Source organism: Mycobacterium sp. NGS11, from assembly GCF_059813315.1.
In genome coordinates this window covers 71093-93840 of the sequence record NZ_JCALEJ010000019.1, presented here as the reverse complement: position 1 = coordinate 93840, position 22748 = coordinate 71093, and the positions used below count along the sequence as shown (strand labels likewise).

The 22748-nt window shown below is 68.2% G+C and carries 25 protein-coding genes; 6 read left to right on the top strand and 19 right to left on the bottom strand.

Annotated elements, in window-relative coordinates; all coding sequences use genetic code 11:
- From AC5Y4T_RS19425 to fadD5, 4 genes are all read right to left on the bottom strand, one after another.
- Positions 1–306, bottom strand: a 306-nt coding sequence (locus tag AC5Y4T_RS19425; protein WP_499954922.1) for an MlaD family protein, incomplete at its 3' end; no start/stop codon positions are given.
- Positions 307–311: 5 nt separating this feature from the next.
- Positions 312–1181, bottom strand: a complete 870-nt coding sequence (locus AC5Y4T_RS19420; RefSeq protein WP_499917623.1) for an MlaE family ABC transporter permease — start codon at positions 1179–1181, stop codon at positions 312–314.
- 1 nt (position 1182) lies between these two features.
- Complete coding sequence (locus AC5Y4T_RS19415; protein ID WP_499917622.1) at positions 1183–1998, bottom strand: MlaE family ABC transporter permease; 816 nt, start codon at positions 1996–1998, stop codon at positions 1183–1185.
- A 293-nt stretch (positions 1999–2291) separates the two neighbouring features.
- Positions 2292–3887 (bottom strand): fatty-acid--CoA ligase FadD5, encoded by a 1596-nt coding sequence (gene fadD5, locus AC5Y4T_RS19410; protein WP_499954920.1) that lies wholly within the window; start codon positions 3885–3887, stop codon positions 2292–2294.
- 183 nt (positions 3888–4070) lie between these two features.
- Here fadD5 and AC5Y4T_RS19405 point away from each other — a divergent pair, with 183 nt between their 5' ends.
- Entirely contained in the window at positions 4071–4751 is a 681-nt protein-coding gene (locus AC5Y4T_RS19405; RefSeq protein WP_499954918.1) for a GntR family transcriptional regulator, read from the top strand.
- Here the strand turns inward: AC5Y4T_RS19405 and AC5Y4T_RS19400 are convergent.
- Together AC5Y4T_RS19400 and AC5Y4T_RS19395 are read right to left on the bottom strand one after the other, a co-directional pair.
- Entirely contained in the window at positions 4748–5188 is a 441-nt protein-coding gene (locus tag AC5Y4T_RS19400; protein ID WP_499917619.1) for an SRPBCC family protein, read from the bottom strand. The two genes, AC5Y4T_RS19405 and AC5Y4T_RS19400, sit on opposite strands and share 4 nt — an antisense overlap.
- A gap of 84 nt (positions 5189–5272) precedes the next feature.
- Positions 5273–5758 (bottom strand): acyl-CoA thioesterase, encoded by a 486-nt coding sequence (locus AC5Y4T_RS19395; protein ID WP_499954916.1) that lies wholly within the window; start codon positions 5756–5758, stop codon positions 5273–5275.
- A gap of 14 nt (positions 5759–5772) precedes the next feature.
- Between AC5Y4T_RS19395 and AC5Y4T_RS19390 the strand changes: the two genes are divergently transcribed.
- The gene (locus AC5Y4T_RS19390; RefSeq protein WP_499954914.1) at positions 5773–6897 is read left to right on the top strand and encodes an alcohol dehydrogenase catalytic domain-containing protein; all 1125 of its coding nucleotides are present in this window, start codon (positions 5773–5775) and stop codon (positions 6895–6897) included.
- Here AC5Y4T_RS19390 and AC5Y4T_RS19385 read toward each other — a convergent pair.
- The 8 genes from AC5Y4T_RS19385 to AC5Y4T_RS19350 all read right to left on the bottom strand — a co-directional run bounded on the left by AC5Y4T_RS19385 (position 6894) and on the right by AC5Y4T_RS19350 (position 14203).
- Positions 6894–7832, bottom strand: a complete 939-nt coding sequence (locus AC5Y4T_RS19385; RefSeq protein WP_499954912.1) for an alpha/beta hydrolase — start codon at positions 7830–7832, stop codon at positions 6894–6896. The genes AC5Y4T_RS19390 and AC5Y4T_RS19385 overlap by 4 nt on opposite strands.
- Positions 7833–7860: 28 nt before the next feature.
- Entirely contained in the window at positions 7861–8589 is a 729-nt protein-coding gene (locus tag AC5Y4T_RS19380) for an SDR family NAD(P)-dependent oxidoreductase (RefSeq protein ID WP_499954910.1), read from the bottom strand.
- Between the two features lie 70 nt (positions 8590–8659).
- Positions 8660–9412, bottom strand: a complete 753-nt coding sequence (locus tag AC5Y4T_RS19375) for an HpcH/HpaI aldolase family protein (RefSeq protein ID WP_499954908.1) — start codon at positions 9410–9412, stop codon at positions 8660–8662.
- Positions 9409–10383, bottom strand: coding sequence for a zinc-binding dehydrogenase (locus AC5Y4T_RS19370; protein ID WP_499954906.1), 975 nt, complete (start codon positions 10381–10383; stop codon positions 9409–9411). The genes AC5Y4T_RS19375 and AC5Y4T_RS19370 overlap by 4 nt, the downstream gene beginning before the upstream one ends.
- A 1-nt stretch (position 10384) precedes the next feature.
- On the bottom strand, positions 10385–11560 hold the full coding sequence (locus tag AC5Y4T_RS19365) for a cytochrome P450 (RefSeq protein WP_499954929.1): 1176 nt from the start codon (positions 11558–11560) through the stop codon (positions 10385–10387).
- A 62-nt stretch (positions 11561–11622) separates the two neighbouring features.
- Positions 11623–12327, bottom strand: a complete 705-nt coding sequence (locus AC5Y4T_RS19360) for an NIPSNAP family protein (RefSeq protein WP_499954904.1) — start codon at positions 12325–12327, stop codon at positions 11623–11625.
- 4 nt (positions 12328–12331) lie between these two features.
- On the bottom strand, positions 12332–12895 hold the full coding sequence (locus AC5Y4T_RS19355) for a hypothetical protein (protein WP_499917611.1): 564 nt from the start codon (positions 12893–12895) through the stop codon (positions 12332–12334).
- Positions 12896–13033: 138 nt separating this feature from the next.
- Entirely contained in the window at positions 13034–14203 is a 1170-nt protein-coding gene (locus tag AC5Y4T_RS19350) for a CaiB/BaiF CoA transferase family protein (protein WP_499954902.1), read from the bottom strand.
- Positions 14204–14328: 125 nt separating this feature from the next.
- Between AC5Y4T_RS19350 and AC5Y4T_RS19345 the strand changes: the two genes are divergently transcribed.
- A complete protein-coding gene (locus AC5Y4T_RS19345) occupies positions 14329–15015 on the top strand; it encodes a DUF427 domain-containing protein (protein WP_499954900.1) in 687 nt (228 codons plus the stop codon).
- Here the strand turns inward: AC5Y4T_RS19345 and AC5Y4T_RS19340 are convergent.
- From AC5Y4T_RS19340 to AC5Y4T_RS19330, 3 genes are read right to left on the bottom strand one after another with little or no spacing between them, the layout of a single operon-like run.
- Positions 14999–16180, bottom strand: a complete 1182-nt coding sequence (locus tag AC5Y4T_RS19340) for an acyl-CoA dehydrogenase family protein (RefSeq protein WP_499954898.1) — start codon at positions 16178–16180, stop codon at positions 14999–15001. The genes AC5Y4T_RS19345 and AC5Y4T_RS19340 overlap by 17 nt on opposite strands.
- A 13-nt stretch (positions 16181–16193) precedes the next feature.
- Positions 16194–17114, bottom strand: a complete 921-nt coding sequence (locus AC5Y4T_RS19335; RefSeq protein ID WP_499954896.1) for an LLM class F420-dependent oxidoreductase — start codon at positions 17112–17114, stop codon at positions 16194–16196.
- Between the two features lie 4 nt (positions 17115–17118).
- On the bottom strand, positions 17119–18009 hold the full coding sequence (locus tag AC5Y4T_RS19330; protein ID WP_499954894.1) for an acyl-CoA thioesterase: 891 nt from the start codon (positions 18007–18009) through the stop codon (positions 17119–17121).
- A 288-nt stretch (positions 18010–18297) separates the two neighbouring features.
- Here AC5Y4T_RS19330 and AC5Y4T_RS19325 point away from each other — a divergent pair, with 288 nt between their 5' ends.
- From AC5Y4T_RS19325 to AC5Y4T_RS19315, 3 genes are read left to right on the top strand one after another with little or no spacing between them, the layout of a single operon-like run.
- Positions 18298–19116: an SMP-30/gluconolactonase/LRE family protein gene (locus tag AC5Y4T_RS19325; RefSeq protein WP_499954892.1), complete on the top strand. Its 819-nt coding sequence runs from the start codon at positions 18298–18300 to the stop codon at positions 19114–19116.
- 14 nt (positions 19117–19130) lie between these two features.
- Positions 19131–19964 (top strand): thioesterase family protein, encoded by an 834-nt coding sequence (locus AC5Y4T_RS19320; protein WP_499954890.1) that lies wholly within the window; start codon positions 19131–19133, stop codon positions 19962–19964.
- 52 nt (positions 19965–20016) lie between these two features.
- On the top strand, positions 20017–20562 hold the full coding sequence (locus AC5Y4T_RS19315; RefSeq protein ID WP_499954888.1) for a TetR/AcrR family transcriptional regulator: 546 nt from the start codon (positions 20017–20019) through the stop codon (positions 20560–20562).
- Here the strand turns inward: AC5Y4T_RS19315 and AC5Y4T_RS19310 are convergent.
- Together AC5Y4T_RS19310 and AC5Y4T_RS19305 are read right to left on the bottom strand one after the other, a co-directional pair.
- Positions 20559–21899 carry an FAD-binding oxidoreductase gene (locus AC5Y4T_RS19310; RefSeq protein WP_499954885.1) on the bottom strand — a complete coding sequence of 447 codons (1341 nt, stop codon included), beginning with the start codon at positions 21897–21899 and terminating at the stop codon, positions 20559–20561. The two genes, AC5Y4T_RS19315 and AC5Y4T_RS19310, sit on opposite strands and share 4 nt — an antisense overlap.
- Positions 21900–21994: 95 nt before the next feature.
- On the bottom strand, positions 21995–22735 hold the full coding sequence (locus AC5Y4T_RS19305) for a glucose 1-dehydrogenase (protein ID WP_499954883.1): 741 nt from the start codon (positions 22733–22735) through the stop codon (positions 21995–21997).
- Between the last annotated feature and the right edge of the window lie 13 nt (positions 22736–22748).

Sequence of the window (22748 nt, the reverse complement as noted above, 5' to 3'; positions counted from 1 at the left end):
GATCAACTTCAAATACCGCGGATACACCTCGAGAATGAACTTCGCCGCCGGCTTGCCATCACGCACCGTCTCCGAAATCGACCCAACTCGGCCGATCTCCACCCCGTTGTAGGTGACCTTCGAACCCGGATCCATCACCAACCCAGCCCGCGCCGCCAGCATGGTCAGTGATGTCTTCGGGGTGAAGCTGCCCCGGAACTGCCCGTAGACCAGGGCCAGCGCGATGGCGAAGACGACCAGGAGCGCCACACCGGCCAACTTGTACGGCGGGGTCCGCGGGGCGTTGGTCTGAATGGGTCGGGACATGGTGGTTACACCGTGAGTGCGAAGTTGGGGTTGACGCCATACAGCGCCAGCGCAGCGGACAACACGACAACCTGTACCGACACCAGGGAGAAGCGCATCGATCGGCCGACGGCCTCACCCACGCCGACCGGACCGCCGCCGGCCTCGTAGCCGTAGAAGCAGTGGGTGATCATCACCACCGCGGTGATGAGGATGGCTTCCACGAACGACCAGAACACGTCCTCGGGACGCAGGAACGTCCGGAAGTAGTGCTCGTAGGTGCCGTTGGACTGCCCGTAGATCACCGTCGTCGTGATCTGTGGGGACAGGAAAGTCATGATGATCGCCATCGAGTAGATGGGGATGATCACCACCAGCCCGGCCATGATGCGGGTGGACGCCAGGAACGAGATCGACTTGATGCCCATCACTTCCAGGGCGTCGACCTCCTCGCTGATGCGCATCGCACCCAGCTCCGCCGTGGCACCCGCACCCACCGTGGCGGCCATGGCGATACCGGTGACGACGGGCGCGGCGATGCGCACATTGATCAGCGCGGCGAAGAAGCCGGTGAACGCCTCGACGCCGATGTTGCCCAGCGAGGCGAAGCCCTGGATCGCGACCAGCGAACTACCGGACAACGTCACGAAACCGACGATGGCGACGGTGCCACCGATGACCGCCATGGCGCCGGTGCCCATGCCGATCTGAGCGATCAGGCGCAGGGTCTCCTTGCGATAGTTGCGCAGCGCGTGCGGGATGTGCCCGATGGCGATGGTGCCGAACCACGCCATCTGACCGATGTCGTCCAGACCGCGGGCCGCGGCCAGGCCGTAGCGGTTGAGGTTCTCTGCCGCTCGCGGGAAGCGGGAGCGAAAGACCGCGGATGTCGACATGTCAGTGTCCCGTCCCGAACCGCACGCCGATCGTCGTCAGCACCACGTTCACGGCGTAGAGCGCGACGACACAGAGCACGACGGTCTCGTTGACGGCGGTGCCCAGGCCTTTGGACCCGCCGCTCACGGTCAGGCCGCGGTAGCAGCCGACCAGGCCGGCGATCAGCCCGAACACGGCGGCTTTGACCGTTGCGATGACAACCTCGGGCAGGCCGGTGATGGTGGTCAGGGTCGCCAGGTACGCACCGCCCGACACGTTCTGCAAGTAGACGCCGAACAGGTAGCCACCGACCAGGCCGACCGTGATCACCAGGCCGTTGAGCAACGTAGCGACCAGGGTCGCGGCGAGCACCCGGGGCACCACCAGGCGGTGGATGGGGTCGATGCCGAGCACCTCCATCGCGTCGATCTCCTCGCGGATGGTGCGAGCGCCAAGGTCCGCGCAGATCGCCGTCGAACCGGCACCGGCGACCACCAGCACCGTGGTCAGCGGGCCGAGCTGGGTGACCGCGCCGATCGCCGCGCCGGCGCCGGACAGATCGGCGGCCCCGAACTGAGCGAGCAGCACGTTGAGCGTGAAGATCAGCAACACCGTCAGAGGGATCGAGACGAAGACCGTCGGCAGGAACGCGACCCGCATGATGAACCAGCACTGCAGGATGAATTCGCGCGCCTGGAACGGCCGACGGAACAGCGCTTTCCCGGTCAGGACGCACATCCGGAAGAATCCCCCGACGAGCGTCAACGGCGTCCGCGCTTGGTCGCGCACATAGCTGACGAGGTAGGGGCCTTGCCGATCAGTCGACGTTGAAGTCACCGCTCCCCCCTCCGGCAGTCACCGCGCGCTGTATGGCGCCGCGGCGGATCGTGTAGCACGCCTCGCCCCCTCACCGCTATGTAGCTGGGGTCGTCCCCAACTCGCCCCGGCTTGATGCCTGTGACCATCGGCTCCCTACTGGCAAGTAGTAACGGAGACCACAGGAATGTACCCGATGGCCAAGCACGTGTGAACCGCATCCGCACAATTAACCCTTCGCCAACCGCTGGCAAACGTTACAGCTCCTGTCGCCTTTCTTCTCTACTCCTAAAACCTCTTGCCCGAGAATGGATTTAGCCGATTTGTCCAACCCCGTACCGCACCCGCAGTTCAGTCTTGAGCACCTTGCCGGCCGGGTTGCGCGGCAGGGCGTCGACGATCTCGAGCGCCTTGGGATGCTTGTATCTCGCCAGCCGCTCGGTCAAAAACTCATCGAGTTGATCGAGCCGCAAATTGTCGTCGGCGACAGCGGCCACCGCGATGGGCACCTCACCCCACTTGTCGTGGGCGCGGCCGATCACGGCGACTTCGACGATGGCCGGGTGGCTGGCGAGGACGTTTTCCACTTCGGCGCAGTAGATGTTCTCGCCACCGGAGATGATCATGTCCTTCTTGCGGTCGACCACCCACACATAGCCCTCGGAGTCCATGCGGACGAGATCGCCCGAGTGAAACCAGCCACCGGCGAAGGCTTCCGCCGTGGCCTCGGGGTTGTTCCAGTAGCCGCTCATCAAAGTTGGTGCGCGATAAACGATTTCGCCGACCTCACCGACTGGCACGTCGTTCATGTTTTCGTCCACGACCCGGGCGGCCACGGTGGGTATCACCTTGCCGACCGAGCCGCGTTTACGAATGGCATCCTCGCCCAGCAACATGCACGTGACCGGCGACATCTCCGTCTGGCCGAACGCGGCCAGTATCTGGGTGCCGGGGAACCTCGCCGACATCTCGCGCAGCAACGCGTCGGGTGCCGGCGCGGCGCCCCAGGAGATCACCCGCAATTTCAGGTCACGCGGGCGCGCCTGCTGTTCGGCGCAGACCGCCTGCCATTGGGCGGGCACCAGAAAGATTCCGGTGACCTTCTCCGCGGCGAGCACGTCGAGCAGCTGTCCGGGCTCGAACGCGCCGAGCGGGTAGATCACCGTCGGGATGCCGAGCAGCACCCCGGTCAGCATGTTGCCGATGCCGGCGATGTGGAAGAACGGCACCCCGATGAATCCGACGTCGTTGTTGATGTCGGCGCCGTTGGTGTACAAGCCGGTCATCGTCTGGCCGGTCAAATTGGTGTGGGTCAACACGGCGCCCTTCGGCCGCCCTGTCGTGCCCGAGGTGTACATGATCAGCGCCGGCGAGTCGTTGGGGATGTCGACCGGCCGGTGCTCTTGTCCGGACTCGTTGATCAGGTCTTCGTAGCCCAGCACGCTGTCGTCGGTCGGACCGCCGGCCACCACGACGGTGCCGAGCTGTGACTCGATGTCGCGGACTCCGGTGGCCACCGGGGCCAGCACGGGTTCCGTGATGATCACGCGCGCTTCGCAGTCCTGGACGAGGAAGGCGATTTCGGCCGGGGTGAGCCGGAAGTTCAGCGGGACCGCGATGGCGCCGAGCATGTTGACGGCCAGCACCGACTCGACGAACTCGGTGCGGTTGAGCATCAGGATCATGACCCGGTCACCGAAGCCGACACCCCGGCGGCTCAACGCATCGGCCAGGGCCGCCACCCGGCCGCGCAGCTCGCCCCACGTCAGGGTTTTGCCCAGGAACCGCAGCGCCGCCGCGTGCGGCTGCATCAGCGCGTGGCGTTCCAACTGGTTGACCCAGTTCTGTCGACGGGCCAGGTACGGCTGCTCGTCCGCCTGTGTCGGATGGTTCGCCAATTGCGCGGTCAAACTAAGCACTCCCCTTCACTCGCGCACCGCTTGCGCCAGGTTGATATTTGATAAAACTTGGTGTTGTGTGGGTCACACTATGGCGTTGACGGTCCACTGACAAGTCCCCGTTAACGCCCGTCAAAACTTAAACCCCGTCCCGCCAAGCCCACGAAAGCCCTGGCAGCCCCCGTGAACGCACCGATGTCAATGCAGCCGAGGAGTCGGCGGCCGCTGCGTCGGGCGCAGTTGTCCGACGAGGTGGCCGGGCGTCTGCGGGCCGCGATCATGTCCGGCTCGTTGCGGCCGGGGACGTTCATCCGGCTGGACGAGACCGCGGCCCAGCTCGGGGTCAGCGTCACCCCGGTGCGTGAAGCCCTGCTCAAGCTGCGCGGCGAGGGCATGGTGCAGCTCGAACCGCACCGCGGCCACGTCGTACTGCCCTTGACCCGGCAGGACATCGAGGACATCTTCTGGCTGCAGGCATCGATCGCGCGCGAGCTGGCGGCGGCGGCCACCGACCACATCACCGAGGCCGAGATCGACGAGTTGGACCGCATCAACGACTCGCTCGCCGCGGCCGTCGGGTCCGGCGACGCCGAGACCATCGCGGGCATCGAGTTCGCGTTCCATCGGGTCTTCAACCAGGCGAGCGGGCGGATCAAGCTGGCCTGGTTCCTGCTCAACGCCGCGCGCTACATGCCGGTGCTGGTTTACGCCGCCGACCCCCATTGGGGAGAGGCCGCCGTCGACAACCACCGCCAGCTGATCGCCGCGCTGCGCCGCCGCGACACCAGCGCGGTGATCGAACACACCGTGTGGCAGTTCACCGATGCGGCGACCCGCCTGGCCGAGATGCGCGACCGGACCGGAATCTTCGACTAGCTCGAGGCCAGCTGCTCGGCGCGCTGCTTCAGGCTTTCGGCCAGATGGTCGAGCACGTTGTTGAGGAGTTGCTTCACCATCGGCGCCGGCACCGGCATCGACGTTTCGACGTCCAGATCCACCGTCAACAGGCTCGACGCCCCCATCGACACCACGCTGAACAGCTGCTCCTGCTTGGTGAAGAGGTCGCCCTGCTGCAGGACGGTCTGAATCTGGTTTTCCCCGGGGTAGTACACGGCCTGGATGAACATGCTCTGCATGCCCTGGTAATCGGTGTCGAGCCGCAGCTGGCTGGGGCGCCCGTCGTCGTAGCGGGCAAGCACCCAGAGACCTTTTATCTCCTCGTTCCATTGTGGGTAGGCCTCGAAGTCGCCGACGATCCGCATGATCAACGCGGCGTCGGCGTCCACCTCGACGGTCTTGCTCATCACTGGCATGCGCGAAGCATAGCCGGGCCGTCGGCGCCTCCGTGCGGTGCCGTCGCGGCCCGATTCGATGACGAAAGGCCTGCTGCCAGGCGGTTATTGGTCGACGGCGGCGGTCGCCAGCAGGGCGCGGACGGCGTCGGGGATGGGGACGGACTTGCGGGTGACCCGGTCGACGTAGACGTGCACCCAGTGCCCCAGCGCGGTGATCGGTTGGGCGTTGTCTTCGGCGAGCTCATTCCCGGCGGCCCGGAACACTCCCAGCCGGTAGGTGACGCTGCTGCGGCCCAGCCGCGTGACGGCGAGTCCGACCACGAGGTGCTGCGGGAACTGCAGTTCGGAGAAGTAGCGGCAGCCCGATTCGGCGACGATGCCCAGCGCGGGCGTGGTGATCGGGTCCAGCCCGGTGCTGGTGTTGATCCAGGCGTTGATCGCGGTGTCGAAGAGTTGGTAGTACACGGCGTTGTTGAGGTGGCCGAACATGTCGTTGTCGGCCCACCGGGTTCCGACCGGCCACAACACCGGAAAGTCGTTGCTGGTCAGCCCGTCCGGTGCGGGCGGAACCACGGAAGTCGACGTCATGGTTGTATTCCAGCATGCCCGCAATTCGAGGCGCCGTACTTGAGCACATCGGGTCGCCCCGGCCCTATGCGCGGTCGCGACCGATCACCGTCGCCGAACTCGACCTCGCGCCCCCGGGCCGCGACGAAGTCCTGGTCCGCGTCGAGGCGGCCGGCATCTGCCACTCGGACCTATCCGTGGTCGACGGCAACCGGGTGCGGCCGGTGCCGATGTTGCTGGGCCACGAGGCCGCCGGGATCGTCGAAGAGATCGGTGACGGCGCGCTATCAAGCGGGGTCGACCTGGCCGTCGGCCAGCGGGTGGTGCTGGTGTTCTTGCCGCGCTGCGGTCATTGCGTGGCGTGCGCAACCGAGGGGCTGACGCCGTGTGAACCGGGCAGCGCGGCGAACGGCGCGGGCACGTTGCTCGGCGGCGACATTCGGCTCAGCCGAGCCGGCCACGCGGTGTATCACCACCTCGGTGTCTCCGGTTTCGCGACGCACGCCGTCGTCAATCGGGCCAGCGCCGTCCCGGTGCCCGGCGACGTGCCGGCCGACGTCGCCGCGCTCCTGGGTTGCGCGGTACTCACCGGTGGCGGCGCGGTGCTCAACGTGGGTCATCCGCGGCCGGGCCAGACGGTCGCGGTGGTCGGGTTGGGGGGCGTGGGCATGGCAGCGCTGCTCACCGCGCTGACCTATGACGACGTCCGCGTCGTCGCCGTAGACCAGCTGCCGGAGAAGTTGGCGGCCGCCCGGCGCCTGGGCGCCCACGACGCCTACACGCCGCAGCAGGCCACCGACGCCGGGGTGAAGGCCGCGGTGGTGGTCGAGGCCGTCGGTCATCCGGCCGCGCTGGAGACCTCGATCGCCATGACGGCGCCCGGCGGGCGCACGGTCACTGTGGGTCTGCCGCCCCCGGCCGCACGAATCACCGTGTCGCCGTTGGGTTTTGTGGCCGAGGGCCGGTCGTTGATCGGCAGTTACCTGGGTTCGGCGGTGCCCAGCCGGGACATCCCCCGGTTCGTCGAGCTGTGGCGGTCGGGCCGGTTGCCGGTGGAATCGCTGGTGTCGTCCACGATTTCGTTGGAGAACATCAATGAGGCGATGGACAACCTGGCCGACGGGACCGCCGTGCGTCAACTGATCAGGTTCGACGGCTAGTCAACGTGCAACGCGCCGCATAGTGCGTGGCCCTGCAGCGCGAACAGTCGTTGCGAGCCAGCCCAGTCGGGCAGCAGCGAATCGAACCCGTGACAGGCGCGCGCGAAGACGTGCAGCTCGGCCGAGACCCCGGCCCGCAGGAGCCGCAGCGCGTAGTCGATCGCCTCGTCGCGGAACGGGTCGATCTCGGCGCACGTGATCAAAGCCGTTGGCAGTCCGGCCAATTCGTCTCGCCGCGCGGGCACCGAGAGCTCCGGCGCGCCGGCCGGCCCCAGGTAGTGGCGCCACATCAATTCGGCGGCCTCGCCGTCGAACGCCGGACTGGTGCGGAACTGCGCCTTCGATCCGGTGACCCGATCGTCGAGCACCGGCTGGTGCAGCAACTGAAACGCCACCGGCGGCAGTGTCTCGTCGGCGGCCCGCTGCGCCAGGCCCGCGGCCACGGTGGCGCCGGCGCTGCTGCCCGCGACGGCCAGGCGCCCCGGGTCCACTCCCAGGTGCCCCGCGTTCGCGGCCACCCACCGCAGCACGGCGCCCGCATCCTCGAGGGCCGCCGGGAACGGGTGCTCGGGGGCGAGCCGGTAGTCCACCGACACCACCGTGCAGCGGCCGCGTCGCGAAAGCTCTACGCATTGGCGATGGTCGGTGTCCAGGTTGCCCAGCGCGAATCCGCCGGCGTGGCAGTACACCACGCCCGGCGCCCCGTCGTCGGGCCCACCGCGATAGATGCGCACCCTGACACCGCCGAATTCCGTCGGCACGTGGCTCTCGACGATCCGGACCCCGGACGCATCGGTCCGCTCCGCGGTCAGCCGGCGGCGTTCGTTGAACGGCTCACGCGCGAGTTGTATTGCGGCCAGCGTAAACTCGGTCCGCGCCGTCGCGACGTCACGCAACGCGGGGTCGAGCCGATCGGCCCCGTCCAGTTCTGTCACCGCGCGCCGCCGGCGCCGCTGCCGACCTTCAGCGGATCTGCAGGCATTGCCCACCGTCGATGACGAGTTCGGAGCCGGTGATGAACGATGCCTCCTCGGACACCAGGAAGGCCACCGCGTCGGCAACCTCACCGGCCTCGCCGATCCGCCCGAACATGGACGTCCCGGCCAGCCGCGCCTGGGTGGCGTCGTCGAGCATCGATGTGGCGATCGGCCCGGGGAAGACGGCGTTGACCCGGATGCCGGAGGGGGCGAGCTCGGCCGCGGCGGTCTGGGTGAGCCCGCGCAACGCCCACTTCGATGATCCGTAGGCGCTGTGCTGCGGGAAGGGGCGGATGGCGCCGGTGCTGCAGATGTTGACGATCGAGGCATTCGGCGCCGTGCGTAGCTGCTCCAGCGCTGCGCGCATCCCGAGGAACGGGCCCAGACAGTTGACCCGCCAGGCGGTTTCGAAGCCGGCGGGTGTCTCCGCGCTCAGCGAGGCCCGGTGTAGCACGCCCGCGCAGTTGACCAGCGTGCTCAGCGAGCCGAAGCGACCGGCGACCTCGGCGACCACCGAGTCCCACTGCTCGGATGCGGTCACGTCGAGCTCGAGGGCGATCAGGTCTTCGTCGTGCGCTTCGCCGACGGCGGTGAGCAGTTCGGCTGCCCGCAGGTCGCACGCGGCCACCGAAAAGCCTTTGTCGCGCAGGCGTTTGGCGATGGCCCAGCCTTGTCCGCCGGCGGCGCCGGTCACCAGTGCGACGCGTTGATTCATGCCGGGTTCACCTCGCGACTGTCGGCCAATTTGGCGCAGGTGGCGCAGCGGCGGCTCGCGTCGTCGTCCGTCATTGCGTGGCCTCGCGCAGGTGCTCCGCGGCGCCGCGTCGCAGCGCCTGTGACTCGGCCGCCAGGGTGATCATGCCGAATCCCAACTGTGCCATGGCGTGACCCGTCTTGCCGTCCCCGGCGTGAATGCCGGTGACCAGACCCGCGTCCGACGCCGCCCGATGGATGCGCACGATCGCGTCGAGCACCTCCGGATGCCGGGTGGCGCCGACGACACCGGCGCCCAGCGAAATGGCCAGATCGGCTGGGCCGACGTAGATTCCGGTCAGGCCGTCGACGGCGCAGATGTCGTGGATGCCGGAGAGCGCGGCCGCGGTCTCGATCATCGCGAACACGCCGGCCCGTGACTCGTGGGCGGTCGGGTCGTGCCCGAGGCTGGCGCGCAGCGGACCGAAGCTGCGCACGCCCCGCGGCGGGTAGCGGGTGGCGGCCACCGCCGCGGCGGCCTGGTCCGCCGACTCGATCATCGCGATGACGACGGCGTCCGCACCCGCGTCGAGCACCCGCCCGATCGGCGCCGCGTCGGCGTTGGGCAGGCGGACCACCGTGGCGACGGGCACGTGCTCGATGCGGCGCAGGATGCGCGCGATGTCGGCGTCGTCGAGGTAGCCGTGTTGCGCGTCGAAGCCGACGTAATCGTAACCGGCGCGGGCGAATTCCTCCGGCCCCAGTTCCGTTGGGCCGGTGATCCAGCCGCCGAATATCGGGGCTTTGCGGCTCAGCGCCTGCTGTAAATTGCTCGGCGAAGTCATGGCGCACCGGCGATGGCGATCTTGATGCGTTCGGCGACCGGCCGGCAGGCCAGTTCGAAGGCGTCCTGCACCTGGTCGACGCCGTAGGTGTGGGTGAGGTAGGCGCCCAGCAGCCGGGGGTGCTCGGCGGCGAACTTGCCGGCAAGCTCCAGCATCCGCCGGCGGTCCAGTGTCACACCGGATTTCAGAGTCAGGTTGTTGCGTAGCATCGCCCGCATGCTGATCGGATACATTTCGTCGTCGGCGACACCGAAATAAAACACGGTGCCGCCGGGGGCGGCGGCGTCGATGGCGTGGTTCAGGGTGGCGACCTGATGGCCGACGGCCTCGATTACCACGTCCGCGCGGTCCGCGCCCTCGAGCTGGCTCACCCAGCGGTCGCTGGTGGCGCGCACCGGGTCGTCGACCCCGAAAGCCTCTGCCAGGCCGTGGCGTTCGATCGGGTCGACGCCGGTGACGCGTCGCGCCCCCGCCGCCTTGGCGACATAGGAGAACAACAGCCCGATGGACCCTTGGCCGATGATCGCGACGTGCCGGCCGGCCAGGTCGCCGAGCTGTCCGCAGGCGTAGAGGACGCAGGCCAGCGGTTGCAGCCCGACCGCCTGGGCGGGGGTCAGCGCCGGATCGTAGGACGCCAGTCCGTCGCCGTCGCTGACGATGCGTTCCATCATGCCGTCGAATCCGGAGGCCCAGCCGACCACCTGATCGCCGGGGCGGTGGGCGGGGTGCCGGCTGGCGATCACCTCGCCGGCGACCTCGTGGATGGGGAAGCCGTCTTTCTCGGGACCGCTTCGGCCGTCGTCACCGGGGATCCGTCCCCGGGCACCGCGGAAGGCCGGCAGATCGCTGCCGCAAACGCCCGCGGCCGAAAACCGCAACAGCACCTGCCCGTCGGCCAGGCACTCGGGGGTCTTGTCGTCGATCGTGGTGCGCTCGAACAGATACGGGGCGATGATCCGATAGGACCACACGTCAGACCTCCACCGGAATGTTGTTCCAGCCCCATTGGAAGCTGGACGGCAGCCGGGTGGCCGAGTCGGCCTGGATCGCGTAGTCGGGCACCCGGCGAAGCCATTCGGCCAGCAGCACAGCCACTTCCAGCCGCGCCAGGTGATATCCGATGCAGAAGTGCTGGCCGCGGCCGAATGCCAGCGAGCGGCGGATGGGCCGGTCCCAGATGAATTCGTCGGGCTCGGGGTACTCCCGCTCGTCGCGGTTGGCCGAGGCGAGCAGGGTGATGACGCGCTGGCCCGGATTCAGGGTTTCGCCGTGAATCTCGAAGGGCTTGCGCACCGTGCGCGCGAACCACTGTGCGGGTGCGCAGAATCGGATCATCTCGTCGCGCGCGACGAGCACGTTGTTGTCCAGGTCGGCGCGTACGGCGGCCAGCTGCTCGGGCCGCCGGCTGAGCTCCCAGAGGCCGTGGGCGACTATTTTGGGCACCGTCTCGGTTCCCCCGATGAAGATGCACAGCATCTGGGTCGCGACTTCCATGTCGTCGAGCGCGCTGCCGTCGGGCAGGTGATAGCCCAGCAGGCCGTCGACCACGTCCAGTGGTGTCCCGGACGAATCGGCGCGGCGGCGCGCGACCGCGGGCAGCAGGTATTCGAAATAGTTGGGCCGCGCCTGGCCGGTGTCCACACCGACGCCCGGCTGAGCGAGGCTGCCGGCGTTGACGGTGGCGAGGACTTGCGGTGCGAGATCGGTTGGAATACCGCATAATTCGCAGACGATTGCGGCCACCACGATTCCGCCATAGTCCTGGGTCAGGTCGAACGCACCGCCCGGGAGCAGCGCGTCGAGGCGTTCGTTGGCCAACGCGCGGATCCGGCCCTCCAGGTCGGTGACCGATCGCGGCCGAAACGGCCGCGAGTGGGTGCGCCGGATCTCGCCGTAGAGGTCCGCGTCGAACATGGCGTGAAACGGCAGTGGGTGCAGGGGCGGGTCGGCGACCGGCCCGCTGTTGTGCTGGGCCAGAACCGATGCCGGCGGCAGCGTGCCTTCGGAGGCGACGAACGTGCCGTTGTTGACTTCCAGCACCGCCCAGATGTCCTCGAAGCGTGACAGCGCGAACGTGTCCCACTGCGGCATGTAGTACACGGGGTGGTGGTCGCGCAGTGTCTTGTAGTACGGCAATGGGTTGGCCATCACCGCCGCGTCGAACGGGTCATACCGAAAGTCGTTGATGGTCAAGGCGTTCAGCCGCTCCGTCACTGCAGCGGCGATGGCGGGAGGGCCTGCAGAATGGAATCCTCCCAGCCGTCACGCAACGCGGGCGCCACGCTCATCCACGTGACGATCTCGGCCGGTGGGCTCTCCTTCCAGGACGGATAGTGCTCGGCGAAGCAGTCCCAGCCGCCGTCCAGCGCCCAGTAGTGGATCACTTCGTTGTAGCGGAAGGTCGTGGTGAACGATCCGAGCCAGCGCTTGCCGGTCCGTTCCGACCACGGAACGTAGAGCCGCTCCAGTTCGCGGATGTAGTCGTCCTGGCGTCCCGGTTTGGTCTGCATGATCTCTTGGATCACCAGCGGCGCGGTGAAATTGGCTTCGCGCAGCTGGGCGAGCGTCTTGTTGCTGGGCCCGGGGTACATGATGCGGCCCTCCCCCGAAGCGCCGACGTCAGCCAGGAACGCCGCCCATTTGCCGGATGCGGCCTCGTGGCTGCCGCCGCGGGCCTGCGCGGCCCCGATCCTGGCGTAGTCGGCGAAGCCGTCGATCTCCCAGATGACCGTCACCTGGGGCCAGTGACCGTTGTACGGCGTGGACTCCCAAATCGCGAACAGCCGAGCGCCGAGTTGCTCCATCATCGGTTGATAGGTGTCGGCGAAGATCTCGGTGAACCGGTCGCTGCGCCCGGAGCCCAGCGAAATCGTCTCGTGCAAGTAGAGCAGGGTGTGTCCGAAGTATTTCTTCATCGGGCTAGTCGAGCCGGATCAGCTCTGAGGCGGCCCCCAAGCCCACGTCACACAGCAACATCTCGGTGGCATCGACCGTCGCGCCCGGAATGCCCGCCGCCGCAAGCGCATAGCTCTTGAACATGCGGGCCGCGCCGCTGAGCAGATGCTGCGCACGCGTCGTCGCACGGTTCACCCCCAGGGGCCATCCCTCACCCCAAAGGGCGACCTCGATCAGCGGGTTGTCCAGTGACTCGAGCACGGCCTCACGCACCCGGGCGTCGGCGGTGAACGCCTGAGCGCTGACGGCCAGGCTCGTCGAGCCCGCGCACACGCCGGCAAGCTCGGGCTCGAGGTCCGCCGCCCGCACCCCCAGGATGCGCAGCGACCGGGTATCGCAGCCCCGCGGGAGCAGCACGGTCACCTCCCAACCGGCCATGGCCCGGTCGTAGAGCCAACCGCCGGCCGACTGCACGACATCCGCGGCGCTGGCCGCGACCACGTCGAGCCGGTAACGCAGACCCTCGCCGGTTGCGCGGGCTGCTTCCGCAGCGCCGCTCTTGCTGATGTCGAACGTGGGAGCGACCATCGATCCATTCCTCACCACCAGTTCGCTGGCGGGTCACAAGCGCTTGTCTTGGGCTGGAGCCGCGTCACGCGCGGGCCGATGCGACTCACCGGACAGGGTGACACTTCTTGCGGAATTTGTAAAGCTACCGCCGGCCCGTCAGGACCCGCGGCGGGCCTTGAGGTCGGCCAGCACTTCCGCGGTGTGTTGCCCGAGTTCCGGTGCCGCAGAACGCGGTGCCCACGGAGTCCCGTGAAAATCCGCCGGTGTGGCAACCATCGGCACGGCGGCTTCGCCGTCGGGGACGTCGACGATGCCGCCCGCGGCGTGGAACTGCTCGTCGGCGACGACGTCCTCGAGGGAGTTGATCGGTGACCAGAAGAAGTCCGGTTCGCCGGCGAACACCTCCGCCCATTCGTCGAGGGGGCGCGTCGCGAAGATGTCATCCAAAGCGGCGATCAGCTCGGTCGAGTTGACGGCGCGGGAACGGGCATCGGCGAATCGGGGATCGTCGCGCCACTCGGGCCGGCCCACCGCCCGGCACAGCGCCGGCCAATGCCGCTCGGCCTCCAGGCCGACGATCCAGAACCGCCGGCCGTCGGCCGCGGCATAGTTGTTCATGCACGGATTGCCCATGGTTTCGCGCTGCCCGATCGCGATCGGCTGTCCGCTCATCAGATAGGTGTTGAGGTCGAAGCTGACGGTGTAGGCACCCTGCCGGTAGAGCGAGGTGGTCACCAGCTGACCCGTCCCGGTCCGTTCGCGCGCGAGCAGGGCCGCGCATACGGCCGCGGCCATCGTCATCCCGGCGGAGTGGTCGCCCATGCCGCCGCGCTGGAACGGGGGCGTGTCGCCGGGGCGGGTGAGCAGGTGGGCCACCCCGGCCCGGGACCAGAAGGCGGCGACGTCGAAGGCGGCCCGGTCGGCATCCGGCCCGTCTTCGCCGTACCCGGTGATGAGCCCGTAGACCAGACGCGGATTGGTCGCCGACACCGCCTCGAAGTCCAGGCCGAGGCGCCGTAGCGCGCCGGGCCGCACATTGGTCAGGAAAACGTCTGCCTCGGCGAGCAATTCGAATGCGGTGGCCCGGCCGTCGTCGGTCCCGAGATCCAGCACGACGCTGCGCTTGGACCGGTTGTCCATCTCGAACGGCGGGTTCAAGCCCAAATCGCAGCCCAGCATCCGGCCGAACATGCGCGCCGGATCACCGGCCGGCGGCTCGATCTTGATCACGTCGGCGCCCCAGTCCGCGAGGATGCCGCCGGCTGCGGGGCCGGCCACCCAGACCCCGAGTTCGACGACTTTGACGCCTGCTACCGGTCCCGCCATGGGTAAGTTCCCGCTCTCTGCTATCCGAGCTGGGGGTACCACCCACTTGTGGGGGACACGCCAGCGCAACGCCGCATACCGAGTGCCACGCTAGCGTGACGTTCAGCGGCCTTAGGCTTGCGCACATGAGTCTGGTGGCCGGGCGTGGTCCGCTCAGTAGCGATCCCGCGGGACGCTTCTCGCCCGCGATACCCGACGACGTCGTCTACGTCGAACCGCATCCCCGGCGCGTGCAGGCCGTCAGGGATGGCCGCGTGGTGATCGACACCGAGCGGGCGCTCATGGTGCACCGGCGCGGCCGGCCGCTGAGCTACGCCTTCGCGGCCGACGAGGTAGGCGACCTACCCGGCGAGCCGGAACCCGCGGCGCCCGGTTTCGTCCAGGTGCCCTGGGACGCGGTCGACACCTGGCTGGAAGAGGGGCGCAAACTCGTGCACTATCCGCCCAATCCCTATCACCGCGTCGACTGCCGTCCGACGCAACGCCGCCTGCGTGTGCGCGTCGACGGGACAACGCTGGTGGACACCGACGACACCGTCATCCTCTTCGAGACCGCGCTTGCCCCGCGGCTCTACGTCGATCCGGCACACGTGCGCACCGATCTGCTGCGGCGCTCCGAGACGTCGAGTTATTGCAATTACAAAGGGGTTGCGACGTACTGGTCGTTCGTCTCCGGCGACCGGGTTGTCGAGGACGTCGCCTGGAGCTATCCCGGCCCGCCGCCGGAAAGCCTGCCCATCAAGGGATTCCTCAGTTTCGACGACACGCGCGCCGAGGTGATGGCCGAGCTGCCGGTCAGCGACCGTAGCTAGGGCGACCGAGACCCAGCTCGTGCTGGGCGATCATGTTGCGGAACACCTCCATCGTGCCGCCGTAGATGCCGGCGGGCACGCCGTGCCGGAAGATGAACTCGATGCCGCCGTCATCCGCGGAACCCGTTGTCTCCGTGGGCAATGTCGATGCCGTACCCAGCAGGTCCATCAACTCCTGGGAGGCCTCCCGCATCGTCTGGATGAGCGCTACCCGCCCGTACATCCCGGGGGTCGACATGGCCGCCTCGATCCGGGCCATGTTGCGCCCGAGCCGGTATTTCGTCGCATCGTCATCGATCGGGCGCCGCCCGGCCGCATCGGGCTTCGACAGGACGGCTGCCACTCCATCGGCCGCCTCGGCCATCAGGTGGCCATGCTCTGACAACATCGAAATGTTCTGCAGGCCATGGTCTTCGGTTTCGGTGATGCCGTGTTCCGCGTCGAGGGCGAACCGCATCACCGTCCAGCCGCCGTTGACCTCGCCGATCCGGTAGAGATCATCGACCCGTACGTCGCTGTAATACACGATGTTGGTGCGGTCGCCGTCGAGCGTGCGAATGCCCTGGATCTCGATGCCCGGCGAATCCAGCGGCACCAGGAACATGGTGAGGTTCTTGTGTTTGCGGCCCTGCGGATCGGTGTTGGTGAGCAGGAAGACGTACTGGGCGTTCTGCGCGTTCGAGGTGAACATCTTGGAGCCGTTGATGATCCAGCTCGACCCGTCCGCCTCGCGCACGGCTCGGGTCTTGCAGGTGGCGACGTCGGAGCCACCCTCGGGCTCGGTGTAGCCCAGGCACAGCCGGATTGCGCCGGACAACACCCCCGGCAGGATCGCGTCGGCGAGTTCGGGCGCCCCGAATTGTTCGACCAACCGCGCGACTGTCGCCGTGGTGCCCCAGTGAAACCACGGCGTGTGCGCGCGACCGATCTCTAGGTGGAAGATCCGCCGCCGCACCGGATCGAATCCCCCTTCGGACTCCAGCTGATAGTCCGACGTCAGGTAGCCCTCTTTGCCCAAAGCCAAATGCACTGGCTCACTGAAGTTTTCGCCGGTCTCTCGATCGCGCCGCCGCACTTCGTCGGTGACGTGTTCGGCGATGAACGCCCGGGTCCGGTCGAAGAAGTCCTGATCCTCGGGCGAGAGCACTACACGGGAGAAGTCCATGTGACGCCTCTGATCACGCCGCGTCGACGACCAGGCTGCGGAACCGGTCGAGGGTCTCGAGCGCGTGCGTCATGCTGTCGCCGGGCAGGTGAATGCTGACCCACGTCACGCCCAGCTTCGCCAGATTGTCCAGGCCCTCGAGGTAGGCGTCGGCGTTGAAGTCGTCACTCGCGGGGCTGCCGCCCTCGAAGTTGGTGAAGGTGATGTCGATGGATGACCAATCCCGGCCCGCCGCATCGCATCTGCGCCGCAGATCGTCGATGCCGTCGGCGAGCTTCTGCGGCGAGTCGATGACGGCGGTGCCGGCCGTCTGGGCCAGCTGCGGCGGCGCGGGGAAGGGGCACCACCCGTCGCCGTACTGGGCCACCCGCTGCCGCGAAGAGGACGTGTTGCCGCCGATCCAGAGCGGCGGGTGCGGATCGCTGACCGGGCGGGGATGCGCGGTGATGCCGCGCGCGCTGAAATGCTTGCCCTCGAACGAGATATCGTCGCCGGTCCAGATGGCCCGGATCACCTGTAGGGATTCCTCGAACAGCTCGGCGCGCTCGTCGTAGCTGACCCCCAGCGCCGCGAACTCGCGCTTGAGGTAACCCACTCCCACCGCGAGCGTGAATCGGCCGCCGGAGAGCAGGTCCAGGGTGGCACCGGCCTTGGCCACCACGAACGGGTTTCGGTACGGCAGCACCACGATGTTGGGTATCAGCCGCAGCGTGGACGTGGTGGCCGCCGCGAAACCCAAGGCGACAAAGGGATCCAACGCGTCGTGCCCGCCGGCCTCCAGCCATCGCTGCGAGGGCGCCGGGTGATCGGTGAAGCCGAAGCCGTGGATCCCGGCCGCCTCGGTCGCCGCGGCCACCTTGCCGATACCGTCCCCACTCACCAACTCCGGGTTGTACGGATGGCTGTGCATCGGGTGGGTGATGGTGAACCGCATGGCCTTAGAACCGCGCGCGCGAGTCGATCGCCGTGTCGCTGGTGCGCAGCGGGCGGATCAGCGCCTCCTGGGCGAACGAGGCCAGCAGCTCACCCTCTTGCGCGTGCACGGTGCCGCGCACGTACGACATGCCCGCGCCGACCTGGGTGCTCTCGTGTGTGTAGAGCAGCCACCCGGTCCAGTCCACCGGTTCGTGGAAGGCGACCGAGATGCTCATCGGTGCGGTCGACACGGTCAGGTGCGCCTGGGCGGTGCCGATGCCCTCGTGCGCGCGCATGGTGGTCGAGATGCCTAGATGGCCGGTGAAGTAGGCGAGTAGCGCCTTGGCCAACTCGTCACGGGTCGGGATCGGGTCGTAGTGCAACCAGGCGTAGAGCTCCGGCGGGCCGACCTCGTCGGGGCTGTTGACGTCGACCACGTCGACCAGGCGTAGCTCGCGACCGACCATCGGCATCGGTGAGGGGTGCGCGTCGGCCGGGGCGGCGACCTCGGGGCGCGGCAGGTGGTGCCGGATGACGTCGTCGGTCGGAACGTCGGCGAGCACGGTGATGCTCAGGCAGCGCCGGCCGTTCTGGTGCACGGCGACCACCGCGGTGGCGGTGGAGCGGCCTTCGGACACCACGTCGAGAACCAGCTCGATGGGCGGGCCGACCGTGATCGCCCGCGAGAAGACCGCATGAGCCGAGCGCACCGACTTGTCCGGAAATCGCTTCGCCACAGCGACGATCGCCTGCGCGAGCACCTGGGTGCCCTCCACCACCTGGCGTTCGTCGCCCACGGCGATGCCGGTCTGGCCGGTGAATCGGTCTTGCCCGTCGCCCTGCACGTCGAACAGATCCAGCAGGCCCTGCACGGTCCACTCGGTCTGCTCGGATTCCTCAGACGCCTTCGTCAACCCACTTCACCCTCTCGCGCTCGCGGCTCAGCGCTCAGCGTGACACTTTGCGTAGGATTTGTAAAGGTTGGCTAACAGACGGCGGCCGAGCCGAGTGGTCAAACGACCGGATGCGTGGGGCGGCAACGCAATTGGGCATTGCCGCCACTACTCCGGGAACCGCGTTCACGCGCCAGGCGGGGGTGGCGCGCCAGCTTGCGCTATCGGCAGATTGACACCGGTACCTGCGGTGCGTGACACTTTTTCGGTGTTTTGTAAAGCGGTCCGATTTGCCGAAGGCCGGGACGAATGATTCCCGAGCCGTTGGCCAACGGATTCTGCTTCGGCGAGGGCCCGCGCTGGTTCGAGGGCCTGTTGTGGTTCTCCGACATGCTGGGCGAAGCCGTCCACACCGCGACCATGGGCGGATCGCTGACCACACTGCCGCTGCCCGGGCACTCACCGTCGGGCCTGGGCTTCCGGCCCGACGGGTCGCTGCTGATCGCCTCGACCGAAGACCGCCAGGTGCTGCGCTATGACGGCGAAACCGTCGTCACCATCGCCGATCTCGCCGACGTCGCGCCGGCCGCCCTGGGCGACATGGTCATCGACGACGCGGGCCGCGCCTACATCGGCTGCCAGGCACTGCGCGGTGGGGTCATCATTGCGCTGGATCCCGACGATGGCGCCACCGTCGTGGCCGACGACCTCGACTTCCCCAACGGCATGGCGATCACCCCGGACCGCGGGACGCTGATCGTCGCCGAGTCGACGGCCCGGCGGCTGACGGCGTTTTCCATCAGCGACGCCGGCGCACTGTCCGAGCGCCGCGTCTTCGCCGACGGACTGGACGGGCCGCCCGACGGCATCGCGCTGGACGCCGACGGCGGGGTGTGGACATCCATGACGTTGGCGCACCAGTTCGAGCGGATCGTGGCGGACGGCACCGTGACCGACCGCATCGACATGGGCGACCGGGTGGCCATCGCCTGCGCCCTCGGCGGTCCGCAACGCCGCACCCTGTTTCTGTTGTCGAGTACGGAGGCATATCCTCAGCGCCTGATCGGCACCCGGCTTTCCCGGCTGGATGCCATCACGGTGACCACTCCCGGCGCCGGCCTGCCCTGACCGAGAGGTTGACGATGACCGACGCCTATTACGAGCTGATGGACCCTGTCGGCGACGACGACGCCGCGCTGGGCGAGAAGTTCCGGGCGACCGACCTGGCCCGCGGTACCTGGTCGGCGGCCATCCAGCATGGCGGCCCGGTGTCGGCGCTGCTGGTCCGGGCGCTGGAGCGGTGCGATCAGCGCGACGACACCCGCCTGTCCCGCGTCGTCATCGACCTGCTGGGCGGGGTCCCGGCCGAGGGCGATCTGTGGGTGCGCGCTGAGGTGCAACGCCCCGGCAAGCAGATCGAATTGCTCAGCGCCGAGATGCTGGCCCCGGGGCCCGACGGCACCCCACGGCCGGTAGCGCGTGCCACCGGATGGCGGTTGCAGCACCAGGACACGCAGTCTCTGGCGCACGCGGCGGCGCCGCTGCCGCGGCCGCGGGCCGAGGCCTTCAACCGCAACCTCAAGGCCCGGGACTGGGACCGTAACTACGTGCACAGCCTGGAGTGGCTGTGGCTGACCGAGCCGCTCAGCGAGGGCCCGGGCGAATCGTGGATCAACCCGACCGTGGACCTGGTCAACGGCGAATCCATGACGCAGCTGGAACGGCTGTTCGCGGTGGCCGACTGCGCCAACGGCATCGGCAGCAAGCTGGACATCACCAAGTGGACGTTCCTCAACACCGATCTGGCGGTGCACGTGTTTCGCGTGCCGGATGGGGACTGGATCGGCATTCGAGCGCAGACCAGCTACGGGCCGGACGGCATCGGGACGACCATCGGCACGTTGTTCGACGAGCAGGGCGCGGTCGGCGCCATCCAGCAGTCGGTGCTGGTGCGCCGGCGCCCGCCTCGGGCCTAACGTGGGAGCGGATGACCATGACACCTCGGCAACACTGCGAAAAGTGTGAATCATGAGCCAGCCGGCCCGGGCGACGGCGATCGCCGATAACGACACCTCGACGCGTCAGCGCATCCTGGCGGCCACCGCCGAGGTGCTCGGCCGTAACGGCAAGACCAAGCTCAGCCTGTCCGACGTCGCCACCCAGGCCGGGGTCTCCCGCCCCACGCTGTATCGCTGGTTCGCATCCAAAGAGGAGTTGCTGTCGGCGTTTTCGGCCTACGAGCGCCAGATCTTCGAAAGCGGATTGGTGAAGGCCACCGCGGGGTTGAAGGGCGTGGACAAGCTCGACGCCGTGCTGCGGTTCATCGTCGAATACCAGCATTCGTACTCCGGGGTGCGCATGGTCGACGTCGAGCCCGAGCACACCATCGCCCAGTTCTCCTGGGTCATCCCGCAGATGCGCGAGGGCCTGCAACGCCATTTGCCCGGACCCAACGCGGCGGTCAAAGCGGCGACGGTCATCCGGATTGCGATATCGCACTACATCGTGCGCAGCGATGACGCCGACCAGTTTCTGGCACAGCTGCGGCACGCGGTGGGCATCAAGGGGAGTTAGTCGAACAACACCGCGGCGTTGAGGTAACCCGTCGGGTCCAGCGCGGCCTTGACCGTGCGCATCGCGGCGATGTCGGCGGGCCCGCGGGACATGGCGAGGTAGGGCCGCTTGCGGCTGCCGACGCCGTGTTCGGAGCTGACGTTGCCGCCGGATCGCGCGATGAGTTCCATCATCGGCTCGTACAGCGCCCGTTCGCGATCGGCCGGGCAGCGCAACACGTTCAGGTGCAGGTTGCCCTCGCCGACGTGGCCGAACAGCACCGGCAGCGCGTCGGGGGCGTGTGTGCGAACCAAATCGATTGCGTGTCTTTCGAATTCGCTGACCGCCGACAGGGGCAGCGACACATCGAATTTCAGCGGTGGCCCGTAGACACCGAGCACGTCGGCCAGCGATTCGCGCACCTGCCACAACCGTTGCTGCGCAGCAAGATCCACGCCGACCGCGGGATCGGCGCACATCGGCACGTCGTCGAGCAGGCCGGCGAGCCGTTCGGTCTGGTCGTGATCGGCGGCCAGCTCGACCAGCAGCAGCCAGTCGCCGGCGACCGGGGCGCCGACCCCGCGGTGTTCGGCGGTCAGCGCAGCGGCGCGGCCGTCGATCAGTTCCAGTGCCGCTATGCCGTCCGCATCGCGGAAGGTGCGCCCGGCGGCCACCAACGCGTCGAGGTCGGCGAACCCGCAGATCGCCGTCACCCGGTGCGACGGGGTGGCGTGTAGCCGCAGGTCCAGCTCGGTGATGACGCCGAGCGTGCCCTCGGCGCCCACGAACAGCGCCGGCAGGTCGTAGCCGGTGTTGTCGCGACGCACCCGGCTGTGCCGGCGCAGCAGCGTGCCGTCGGGCAGCGCCACCTGGACGCCGACCACCTGCTCGCCCATGTTGCCGTAGCGGACCGTGCGCAGGCCGCCGGCGTTCGTCGACGCCATGCCGCCGACCGTCGCGGTGTCCCGGGCCGCCAGATCCACGCCGAACACCAAACCCGCTGCGCCCGAGGCCCGTTGCACCGCGGCCAGGGTGGCTCCGGCGCCGGCCTCGATGCGCCGTTCGACGGTGTCGACCTCACCGACGGCGTGCAGCCGCTCGGTGGACAACAACACGTCGTCGTGCTCGGGAACGGTGCCGGCCACCAGCGAGGTCCGGCCGCCCTGCACCGTCACGTGCGCGCCGGCGTCGCGGCACACCCGCAGCACCTCGGCGACCTCCTCGGCCGTGCCCGGCCGCACCAGCGCGCTCGCCTTACCGCGGTAGCGGCCGGTGTGGTCGACGCTGCGCGCCGTCAGCACGTCGGGATCGGTGACGACGTGATTCGATCCGACCAGGCCCGCCAGGCTGCGCAGCATCTACACCATCCCCTACGCCGAACGTGCACTGACGGCGGAAAACAAACCCGATTGTCCCAGTGAGTGCACGCTCGGCGTCAACAGCCCGCCCCGCGCTAGAACTCCTTGTGATTCACGTCGGTGACCAGGCCGCCGTCCATCACGTACTCGCTGCCCGTGGAGTACGACGACTCGTCGCTGGCCAGGAAAAGCACGAACGTCGCGACTTCCCGGACCTCACCCGGACGTCCGAGCGGGATCGTCACCATGTCCTCGGGCAGGTGGGCGGTCATCGGGGTGCGGATGAACCCCGGGTGCACCGAGTTCACCCGAATGTTGTGCGGCGCCAGCTCCAACGCCGCCGACTTCGCCAACCCGCGCACGCCCCACTTCGACGCGACGTAGGGATGCACCATGGGCGCCCCGCGCAGGCCCTCGATGGACGACACGTTGATGATCGAGCCGCCGCCGGCCGCGATCATCGGCTCAACCGACGCCCGCATGCCCAGGAACGTCCCCGTCAGGTTGACGTCAATCACCTTCTGCCACTTGGCCAGATCGAAACTCCTCAGCGGACCGAGCGCCACGGTGCCGGCATTGTTGACCAGCACGTTGAGCTTGCCGAATTCGCCGACCGCGGTGGCGACCGCGGCGTCCCACTGGTCGGGCTGGGTGACATCGAGGTGCACGTAGCGCGCGGAGTCGCCGATCTCGTCGGCCAGTGCCTTGCCCTGGTCGTCCAGGATGTCGCCGATCACGACCTTGGCGCCCTCCTCGACCAGCAGCCGTGCGTCTTCGGCGCCCATACCGCCAGCGGCACCGCTGATCAGCGCTACCTTGCCGTCTACCCGACCCACGCGGGTCTCCTTT